General features: G+C 62.3%; 11 protein-coding genes and 1 pseudogene. 8 read left to right on the forward strand and 4 right to left on the reverse strand.

All coding sequences use genetic code 11. The features are described 5' to 3' along the window. Nucleotides 1-476: 476 nt before the first annotated feature. The 3 genes from ACI2KK_RS28365 to ACI2KK_RS28375 all read left to right on the forward strand — a co-directional run bounded on the left by ACI2KK_RS28365 (nucleotide 477) and on the right by ACI2KK_RS28375 (nucleotide 1,627). Nucleotides 477-725, forward strand: coding sequence for a hypothetical protein (locus ACI2KK_RS28365; protein WP_404671559.1), 249 nt, complete (start codon nucleotides 477-479; stop codon nucleotides 723-725). Nucleotides 726-1,033: 308 nt separating this feature from the next. Then, nucleotides 1,034-1,303 carry a DUF3077 domain-containing protein gene (locus ACI2KK_RS28370; RefSeq protein WP_217839428.1) on the forward strand — a complete coding sequence of 90 codons (270 nt, stop codon included), beginning with the start codon at nucleotides 1,034-1,036 and terminating at the stop codon, nucleotides 1,301-1,303. Nucleotides 1,304-1,393: 90 nt separating this feature from the next. Beyond that, nucleotides 1,394-1,627, forward strand: a complete 234-nt coding sequence (locus ACI2KK_RS28375; RefSeq protein WP_404671560.1) for an excisionase family DNA-binding protein — start codon at nucleotides 1,394-1,396, stop codon at nucleotides 1,625-1,627. Nucleotides 1,628-1,669: 42 nt separating this feature from the next. On the opposite strand, the gene ACI2KK_RS28380 is transcribed toward ACI2KK_RS28375, so the two are convergent. Together ACI2KK_RS28380 and ACI2KK_RS28385 are read right to left on the reverse strand one after the other, a co-directional pair. After that, nucleotides 1,670-1,960: a hypothetical protein gene (locus ACI2KK_RS28380; RefSeq protein WP_404671561.1), complete on the reverse strand. Its 291-nt coding sequence runs from the start codon at nucleotides 1,958-1,960 to the stop codon at nucleotides 1,670-1,672. Nucleotides 1,961-2,042: 82 nt separating this feature from the next. Then, nucleotides 2,043-3,206 (reverse strand): AAA family ATPase, encoded by a 1,164-nt coding sequence (locus ACI2KK_RS28385; protein ID WP_404671562.1) that lies wholly within the window; start codon nucleotides 3,204-3,206, stop codon nucleotides 2,043-2,045. A 387-nt stretch (nucleotides 3,207-3,593) separates the two neighbouring features. On the opposite strand from ACI2KK_RS28385, the pseudogene ACI2KK_RS28390 reads away from it, so the two are divergent. The 3 genes and pseudogenes from ACI2KK_RS28390 to ACI2KK_RS28400 all read left to right on the forward strand — a co-directional run. Continuing rightward, nucleotides 3,594-3,803, forward strand: a pseudogene (locus tag ACI2KK_RS28390) (PAAR domain-containing protein); the annotation flags it as partial. Nucleotides 3,804-3,922: 119 nt separating this feature from the next. Beyond that, on the forward strand, nucleotides 3,923-5,008 hold the full coding sequence (locus tag ACI2KK_RS28395) for a DUF3396 domain-containing protein (RefSeq protein WP_404671563.1): 1,086 nt from the start codon (nucleotides 3,923-3,925) through the stop codon (nucleotides 5,006-5,008). Nucleotides 5,009-5,282: 274 nt separating this feature from the next. Then, entirely contained in the window at nucleotides 5,283-5,909 is a 627-nt protein-coding gene (locus ACI2KK_RS28400; RefSeq protein ID WP_404671564.1) for a hypothetical protein, read from the forward strand. A gap of 277 nt (nucleotides 5,910-6,186) precedes the next feature. Here the strand turns inward: ACI2KK_RS28400 and ACI2KK_RS28405 are convergent, their stop codons facing one another. Together ACI2KK_RS28405 and ACI2KK_RS28410 are read right to left on the reverse strand one after the other, a co-directional pair. Next, nucleotides 6,187-6,624, reverse strand: a complete 438-nt coding sequence (locus ACI2KK_RS28405) for an MAPEG family protein (RefSeq protein WP_404671565.1) — start codon at nucleotides 6,622-6,624, stop codon at nucleotides 6,187-6,189. Beyond that, entirely contained in the window at nucleotides 6,621-6,917 is a 297-nt protein-coding gene (locus tag ACI2KK_RS28410) for a DUF2834 domain-containing protein (protein WP_404671578.1), read from the reverse strand. Before ACI2KK_RS28410 ends, ACI2KK_RS28405 begins: the two co-directional genes overlap by 4 nt. A gap of 245 nt (nucleotides 6,918-7,162) precedes the next feature. Here ACI2KK_RS28410 and ACI2KK_RS28415 point away from each other — a divergent pair, with 245 nt between their 5' ends. Together ACI2KK_RS28415 and ACI2KK_RS28420 are read left to right on the forward strand one after the other, a co-directional pair. Further along, nucleotides 7,163-7,966, forward strand: coding sequence for a helix-turn-helix domain-containing protein (locus ACI2KK_RS28415; RefSeq protein WP_404671566.1), 804 nt, complete (start codon nucleotides 7,163-7,165; stop codon nucleotides 7,964-7,966). A 54-nt stretch (nucleotides 7,967-8,020) separates the two neighbouring features. Continuing rightward, nucleotides 8,021-8,428: a GFA family protein gene (locus ACI2KK_RS28420; RefSeq protein WP_404671567.1), complete on the forward strand. Its 408-nt coding sequence runs from the start codon at nucleotides 8,021-8,023 to the stop codon at nucleotides 8,426-8,428. Nucleotides 8,429-8,667 lie beyond the last annotated feature (239 nt).

Below are 8,667 nucleotides of genomic sequence, written 5' to 3' on the forward strand. Positions count from 1 at the left end.
GGGCCGGCACAGGCGAATGCTGGCACCGGCTGTGCCGGTGATCGCCGGCAAGCCGGCTCCTACAGGATCGCGCGAAGCCCGAACCAAGCGCCGTACCTGTAGGAGCGGCCTTGTGTCGCGATGGGCTGCGCAGCAGCCCCATCGAACCAGACCTCACCAATCAGCTTTACAACCCAGCTAGAAATCAGATTTAAGCCCTTCCTTGTAGTCCATTTCCCAAATATCCTCCTACCGCCTTTTTTCCGTTGCGACCGCTTCGGCACGCCCCTAGTCTCAGCCAGTCGCTGTTTTCAGCGATCGACTTTGACAGGTCGCGACGGTACATAGATATCAGCTCGTCTTTATGGCGGCTGTACGTGCGGGCACGCTTGCGTGCGCCGGAACTTGCTATGTCCGCCGGTCTGTCAACCCACGTACAGCTGCCACCCTTCTGTTTGACAGCAGGCAGGTGGTCGCACCGTTGAAAGGACGTAGTCATGTTAAAGATCGTTCCAGACCCACCGCACAACCCCCACTCCCTCGAAGACACCCTTATCCAGGCAACGGAGTACGCCCTTTGCGCACAGACCGTAGCGCAGCAGGCTGCCTTGCTGCACCCCAGGTCGCCGGTTTCGCTGCTGATCATGGCGGCGATGCATGAGCTGGAGGCGCTGCGGGTGTTGCTTGAATCGGCGTTGATTCAGGTACAGATGCAGCCACAGGTCAGGCCTCAGGTGCTGCACTAGGCCGCCAGGTAATGGTTGCCTGGGCTGGCCCTATCGCCGGCAAGCCGGCTCCTACAACGATACGCATAACCCTGTGGGAGCGGGCTTGCCGGGATGCCGGACCACCGCGTTGCCTGATTCGCGGGCAAGCCCGCTCCCACAGGATTGCGCGAGGCCAGACTCAAGCGCTGTACCTGTAGGAGCCGGCTTGCCGGCGATGAGGCCGGTTCAGGCAGCACAAGACAGTTGCCCCCAACAAGGGGCAGTGGTGCCCGCCGCAGATTCAACTCACACGCGACAGGCGCTGAATATTTCAGGGAGATTGAACAATGACCACAGACGACACCACGCCGAAAACCACTGTCGGCAAAACCCGTTTCTATCAAAGCGCAGGACATACCGAACCGCTGTTCTGCATCGAGCCGGGCATTCCTTGCCAGCACGCGCGCGAGCAGGCCTCGGAGTTGATGGGGTGTGTTCGCGACATGACCCTGGTCGGGGTGCTGGATGGTAATGCGCAGCTGGTTTGGGCAGCGCATTACCTCAGCGCGTTGGCCAAGGCGTTGATGGATGATGCCGAGTTGGGGATGAAGCACTGAGGTTGGGGCTGCCCGGGTTCGGTGAATCTGGGCAGCCCTTCTCCACTGCCACCAAGAGGCCGTGACCCGCCAGCACCAAGGAGAATAGTCGTGACCCAAACCGAACTGACCATCCAGGAAGCAGCGGATTTGCTCAATGTCTCGCTCGAGTACATGGAGCAGTTACTGGAAAAAGGGGAGATTCCCCAGTTCAAACCCGGCAGCCTCAGGCCGATCCGAATTGAAGACTTCATGGCCTACAAGCACAAGCGCGACAAGATCAGCCGCGCTGCATTAGACGAGCTGGCTGACCAAGCCCAGGAATTGAAAATGGGGTACGAGTGAGCGCTCGCCCAAAGCGGCGCATCACCATGCTGGTGTGCTGTTTCAGGAATGCAGGAATCTGAAAAGCAGAAAGCCCATGGATGCCGCCCAAACAGCGATCAGCCACATGCCTGCCCTTCCAACATGGTTTCTCCAGCCTTTGAGAAACCCGACCACAACCCCGGCCTGAACCACAAAGAACGACAACACCGCTGCCGGCGTGACGAGCATGTACAAGAAATAATTGTCGAGCTTGTGCACCGTCAGGGTGTAAAGGTCCATGGCTGCGAAAGGCAGTACAAGGGCTGTCGACAGCGCCAGCAATGCCAATGTGATCAGCCGGTAGGTGTTCATCGGTCGGGCTTCCCGCCTCGGTGGTTTGTGGCTTGTCGCCAGAGGTGGCGGCTGGGTGCCATAAGCCGCCCCAGCCCGCACCTCAGCGCCCGCCCAGCAGCGCCTGGCGCTCGCGCCAGATCTCTTGCACGAACGGGTCGGTCACGCCATACAACCCGTGCCCCCGGCGAATGATCAGGTTGGCGGCAAGCAGGTCGTTGGCCACCGGCTGGATCTCCTCCACCCGCACTTCGCGCCCGACGAACTTCGAGTACTCCCCCGCCGCCTCACTGGAGAACACGCCGCGCGTCTCGCCATCCACCGAGGCAATGCGCGCGAAGATGGCCTGGGCCAGCACACCCAGCTCCTCGACCTTCATCAATTCGAGGTCCGCCGCCGCCGAACGCAGGGTCGCTGCAATCACCGGCAGCACCACGTCGGCACCGCTGGCCAGGCTCGGTGAATGAATCAGCTGGCGCAGGGCACGAATAAACTCCTCCGGCCTGCTGCCCAGGGTCTTGAAAGCCTCGGTCGCCACCTCCAGTGCAGGCAGGTTCTCCTGGCCGTCCGCGGCAAGCCGTGCCAGCCAGAACGCGACATAGTCGCTGCCCAGCAAGGGGTACGGCACATTGGTGGCGCCGGCGAACGCCTGGTTACGCCGCGCCGTCAGCTCATTGACCATCGCGCGATGCGAACCGGTACCGATAAAAAGAAAATGCCCAGGCGTCGCAGGCCGTGGGTTGATGGCATCGCGCGCCGCCTTCAGCGCCAGCATCATCTGCTGGCCGTCCTCGGTGGTGATTGCGTGCTGCACCTCATCGACGATCAGCACCACCGTCGCCTTGGCCTGGTCCACTACCTCGGCAAGGGCCTCGGCCAGCGTCACGCCACCCGTCTCGCCCAGCGTGTCCAGGTTGAAGCTCAGCTTGAAACCTGCCAGCTCTACCCCAGCGCCGCGCAGGGCCTTGAGCCGGCGCATGAACGCCGAGGCTGGGGCCTGCAAGTCGTGCAGGGCTTTGCGCACCGCGCCGTGCACCAGCCTCACCGGGCTGGTTTGGGTGTCGCTCCACAGGTCGACATAGATCACCAACGCCCCCTTGGCTTCCAGCGCGGGAATGAGGTCGTTCTTGAGAAAAGTGGTCTTGCCTGTGCGGCGCAACCCGGACAGGAACAGCCCGGAGCGCAGGCCGATGTCCAGCGCAGAGGGCTCGAGCAGCTGCCTGGCCATGTCGGCAGCCAGTTCGGGGCGCAGGAAGATGTCAGCCATGGGTTTAGCCTGAATTATTGGATGCCAATAATTATTGGTCTGGAATAATTGGATGTAAAGCTGGGTGGTTGCCACCGGGCAAGCAGGTATGTGCTTTCTCCAAAGCCCGGCTACAGCGCAACCCTGAACCGAGGAGCCGGCGATGAGGCAGGTTCAGCATCTCCGGGTAGCACCCCATACAATGAAATATAACGTTACAGTCTGGTAAGGCTCGCTACCCATGCCGTCTACAGACGAAGTGCGCAAAAAGTTGCGCAACCCATCTCTGTTAGGTTCGCCCTCCCAATATCTGCTTCAACCAAGCGTACCCGCCACTCCGTCATGACTGAGGCCGCACTGCCGATCTATCGCTTCACAAGCTGATCTCACTAATGCAAGGACTCGCATATGAGTGGAAAACCCGCTGCCCGCGTCAGCGACCCTACGGCCTGCCCCATACCAGGCCACGGTACCAACCCTCTCGTCAGTGGTTCACCCGACGTGATCTTCGACGGATTGCCCGCCGCCCGGAAAAACGACCTGTCCGCCTGCGGCAGCCCGATTGTCTCCGGTGTGGCGGCGACCGTTTTCATCAACGGCCAGCCGGCGGCCACGTTGGGCTGCCCGTCGAACAGCTGGGCTGGGCGGCCGCCATTGCCAGTGGTGTGATGTATGTCCTCAGGCGTGGCCGCGCCCCGCGCCCGATGATTCCCGCCTACTGATCCGGAGAAACTCCCATGCAACCTGAGTTCAATCTGGCCGCAGAACTGGCCAAATCTCCTCACCTGCTGGAGATGCCCGGTAGCCTGCTGATTAAAGGCGGCCCCGAAGACTACATCGGAGCCGCACTCTGCCTGCGCGGTACGCTCTATTTCAAAGAGGCTCACACGCCTCTGGTGCGCGAGGCGCTGTCCCAGTGTTTTGACGAGTTCAGGCACTGTGCTGAACCGCACCTCACATGGCTCTGGCGCGAGGAGCCGCCCGAGGGTAAGCCGCTGACTGCGTATGGTGATGCCAGGCCATTACGCGAAATGTTGGCTGGCATGGATGAAGATTACCCTCTGAGCTTTTATTACGGCAGTGGTAAGCAATCGATTGATGCATCAGGTTGGCGCTTCGATATTTCTGGTCAATCTGCATGGGAATCCAGGATTGGCCGCGATCTGAGTGTGCTGGAATTCTCCGTACCGCTGCTGTATCAGGAGCAAAATCCGCTGAAATTCCTGCACCTGCTCCTCGATTTCGCACGCCGATTGGCCGCAATGCAAGGTTATGCCGGGCACGCCTGCAACCTGTCGCCGACCCGGCGGAGTAACAACGAGCCCACAGAAGCATTTATGGCAGCACGAATGCCAGGCTTGGATGCAGGAACAGCAGGACTGCTGGCCAATCGACCCGAGTTCAAACCAACTGGAATCAAGACAGTCAGCTGGCTGACCGTCCTCGACCAGGCGCGCCTTGATAGGGTGGGTGGTATCGAGGCTTTGCGTGCACAACTACCGCCCAGCCATTTCGCCTTCTACGACTACGGTGCCGGCGTGGTGATTCAAGCTGGGGCTTACCCGTCCGGGGGAGATGGCGATGATCCCAAGCCGGCAGCCTATGTCCTGTTGAACCATGTGCTCAAAAGTATCCGCTACACGACCGTCGGCTCACTGCACGGCGGCTCCCATGACGGCGAACTGCGCCTGGTCGGCTGGTCGGCAGACCAGTGGCTCCAGCGCCTGGATGTAGACGCCGCCGAGCTACCGGCCTGGCGCACCAAGCTTCTCGACAACGAACCCAAACTGGATGCTACCAATACCCTGCCTGAGCGTTTGTAAGCCGCTCGACATTGCGTAGCCATCACATTTCGCACGAATACAGGTAAAACCCGCTTGAGCCTTCCAATGGGTTTCGAGCGGCTTCCTGCCGGGGCGTATGTGCATTGTTGGCGTGCTGGGAGTGCCTGGGGAATAGCTTTGGCGGTCGTGGCGCATGCCACGGACCGTGCCCATGATCGCGGTGGTGCGTCCCCTCTCAAGCCCGCTTAATCGCCCTGGCGCACTGGCCCGAACTGGGTGCAAACTCCCCCCACCCCGTGAACAAGGAAGTCGAATGGAAACCTCCCTGCTGGATGATTGGCACGCCCTGGTCGAAGGCCGGGCCGATATCGACAAAGGCCGGTTCATCGCGCTGTTCAAGGAGCACAGTCTGCCCCATGAGGTGGCCGCTATTTTCGAAGGGTTCGCACACGCTGACGAACTGACCCGGCGCACGCTGCAAGTGCTCGCGGCGGGCAGCATTCGCAGCGCGTACCTGCTGCCCACCCAGCGCGGTACTGCGGTACAACTGATAGAAGCCACCCGGCGCTGGCTGGATGTGCAGGCGGCGTTTTTCGAGCGTACTGGCGATGAAGAACTGATGGCTTTGACTCGCAATGCACGAGTGATCTACAAGCCCAAAGCGGACCTGGATGCCATTTCCAATTTCGATATCCCTGGCAGTTGGGCGAATGAGGCCTTGGGTGACGCTGCCCGTGATGCCATCGACTTCCACACCAGTGCCGACCATGCCTTGCTGGAGGCCTGGTATGGGCTGGCAGCGGACTATGGACTGGCGTGGTACATCGCGATGCCGATCATGGACCTGGATGTGGACTTTACCCCGTACTTCGATATTTGGCGGCTGGGCGGCAGGTACCTGCATTTGGGGGATGAATGCTGGGTTGCCCAGCAGTTCTGACGATCCGACTCGACGCTTGGCTGGCACCGGCTGCGCCAGTGATCGCCAGCAAGCCGGCTCCTACAGGTATAGCGTCAAGTCTGTCTTCACGCGATCCTGTGGGAGCGGGTGGCGCGATGGCTGGCACCGGCTGCGCCGGTGTTCGCGGCTAAAGCCGCTCCTACAGGGGACGCATAACCTTCAGGCCTGCGCTGTACCTGTAGGAGCCGGCTTGCCGGCGATGAGGCCAGTTCAGGCAGCACAAGAACGATGCGCCCACATGGCCACCACCACGCTCCTATGTTGGCCACCCAACCACCACCCGGCTGATCACCAGCCCAGCCAACACGATCAGGCACAGCGTACCCACCGCATAACTCAGCGTTCGCCAAGGCTGCTTGCCAGCCAGATAAGTCACCGTGTGCAACACCCTCGCCAGGGTGAAGACAAGGCTCAGCCAGACGCTGACAGCGGCGTACGCTTCAAGCACTACCGCCAACCCACCCAGCGCGATGAACATCGGGATGCTCTCCAGGTCATTGCGCCAGGCCTGCATGGCCCGCGCCACCTCCGGCCGCTCGGCTGGCTGCGCCACGCGCCCGAACACTGCGGCGTCCTCTGCATTGATGAACGCCAGATAGCGCAGGCGGTAGTAACCCTGGTAGCAAGAGACCGCCAGCATCTTGAAGAACAGCACCACCACGCAACAGGCGTATATCGCCATGGCGCTGCTCATGCTTGCCGCCGGGAAAAGCCCCTGACCACGATGTACAAAAGCGGCCCGACCGAAACGAACACCGCCGTCAGCAGCAGGTAAGGCAGCACGCCAACCCAGCGCCCGCCCCGCGCACGGTGGTCGTTGACCATCCAGATGCACCCCAGCCCTGCCATCAGGTACAGGTCGATCACTACCTGCGCCGTGTCCGGGCGACTCATCAGTTCCAGCCCAAAGGCCATCAAAGACTGCTGCGCGTTGAGCATGGTCAAGCCGGTATACAGCGCGAACCCAAACAACACCGCCAACGCCACCCAACGTCCTGCCGGGTATGGCGTGGGAGCGGGCTTGCCCCGCGAACCGGCAAAGCCGGTGCCATCCACCACGCCGCCGCTGGCATCGCGGGGCAAGCCCGCGCCCACGAGGCCGCTACTGTTTTCTGCATCCTTCATGCTGGTCTCCTTGCTCAACCTCCCCACACACTAGTGATAGAGTCTGCCCCGCCTCAATGACCTCACAGGTCATGGACGCTTCACCCAAGGACAGCCAGAGTCGAAGCATGAGCCCTCTCCCCTTCCACCCCACGCACCCGCCCGCCACCGAGGCAGGCGACCACCTGCGCCGCCTGCGCCGCCAGGCCGGGCTCAGCCAGCTGGACCTGGCGCTGCTCGCCGGCATCTCGCAACGCCACCTCAGCTGCGTGGAAACCGGCCGCGCCAAGGCCAGCCCCGGCACCTTGCACGCGCTGCTCAGTGCCCTGAACGTGCCGCTGGAACAATGCAACGCGGTGTTCCTCGCCGCAGGCTTTGCCCCGCGCTACGGCGCCGCAGCGCCCGACGCGCCGGCATTGCAGATGGTTAACGACGCGCTGCAGCACATCCTGCAGGCCAACAACCCGGCGCCGGCCATCGTCATCGCCAGCAACTGGGACATCACTGCCGCCAATGCCAGCGCCGGGCTGTTATTCGCCATGGCCGGTGTGGCGCCGGGCAACGAGACAGGCCTGAACCTGCTGGACACGCTGCTGCGCCCGGGCGGGCTGGGGGATCACCTGGTCAATGCCGATGAAATACGTGCCATCGCCTGGCAACGGGCAGCCCGGGAAGCCTTGGGCAACCCTGAACTGGCCGAACGCCTGCAAGGTGTGCCTGCCCCGCCTGCACGGGCGCTGGAGGCCACGTTGTCCCCGGTGGTGCTGACCCGCGTGCAGGTTGGCGCGGGTGAGTTACGGTTCCTGTCCACCTTCACCACCTTCGGCATGCCGATGGACATCAGCGTGGCGTCGCTGCGCATCGAGCACCTGATCCCGGCCGATGAACACACCTGGCACAGCATGCGGACTGCCTATGAACAGTCGCTGTGAACCCCGCGGGCCGGCTCGACGTCGCTGCCTGCCTTCAAGGATGAACGACCGGCCATGACCGATTTCTATCGAGGCAGTTGCCTGTGCAGCGCCATCCAGTATGAGCTGCTGACCGCCCCCAAAGCCGTGACCCACTGCCACTGCAGCCAGTGCCGCAAGGCGCATGGTGCAGCTTTTGCCTCTTACGGGAGTGTACCTCGCGAGGCATTGCGACTGGTGCAGGGGGCCCAGGAGCTCGCCGCTTACCCCTCCTCTGCAACGGTTTTGCGACAGTTCTGTTCGCGCTGTGGCTCGTCACTGTTCTGGTCGCGGTCAGAGGGGGAGTTCAGTGGGTGGGTATCGATCGCGCTGGGCACGCTGGATACGCCGTTCACGCCGGGGAAGCAGAAGCATGTCCATGTAGAAGATGCTGCCTGCTGGTATGCGGCGCATGGCACCGGCTACGCCGGTGTTCGCGGCTAAAGCCGCTCCTACAGGTACAGCGCCACGTCTGGCTTCACGCAATCCTGTGGGAGCGGGTTTACCCGCGAAGCAGGCGACGCGGTAGATGGCACCGGCTGCGCCGGTGATCGCCGGCAAGCCGGCTCCTACAGGTGCAGCGCCACGTCTGGCTTCACGCAATCCTGTGGGAGCGGGTTTACCCGCGAAGCAGGCGGCGCGGTGGCTGGCACCGGCTGCGCCGGTGATCGCCGGCAAGCCGG

It is taken from the genome of Pseudomonas sp. NPDC089406, assembly GCF_044900265.1.
GTDB lineage: Bacteria > Pseudomonadota > Gammaproteobacteria > Pseudomonadales > Pseudomonadaceae > Aquipseudomonas > Aquipseudomonas fakonensis.

Coding starts and splice junctions, on each gene's coding strand:
- ACI2KK_RS28365 (WP_404671559.1), top strand. CDS start 477: ATGTTAAAGATCGTTCCAGACCCACCGCACAACCCCCACTCCCTCGAA.
- ACI2KK_RS28370 (WP_217839428.1), top strand. CDS start 1,034: ATGACCACAGACGACACCACGCCGAAAACCACTGTCGGCAAAACCCGT.
- ACI2KK_RS28380 (WP_404671561.1), bottom strand. CDS start 1,960: ATGAACACCTACCGGCTGATCACATTGGCATTGCTGGCGCTGTCGACA.
- ACI2KK_RS28385 (WP_404671562.1), bottom strand. CDS start 3,206: ATGGCTGACATCTTCCTGCGCCCCGAACTGGCTGCCGACATGGCCAGG.
- ACI2KK_RS28395 (WP_404671563.1), top strand. CDS start 3,923: ATGCAACCTGAGTTCAATCTGGCCGCAGAACTGGCCAAATCTCCTCAC.
- ACI2KK_RS28400 (WP_404671564.1), top strand. CDS start 5,283: ATGGAAACCTCCCTGCTGGATGATTGGCACGCCCTGGTCGAAGGCCGG.
- ACI2KK_RS28405 (WP_404671565.1), bottom strand. CDS start 6,624: ATGAGCAGCGCCATGGCGATATACGCCTGTTGCGTGGTGGTGCTGTTC.
- ACI2KK_RS28415 (WP_404671566.1), top strand. CDS start 7,163: ATGAGCCCTCTCCCCTTCCACCCCACGCACCCGCCCGCCACCGAGGCA.
- ACI2KK_RS28420 (WP_404671567.1), top strand. CDS start 8,021: ATGACCGATTTCTATCGAGGCAGTTGCCTGTGCAGCGCCATCCAGTAT.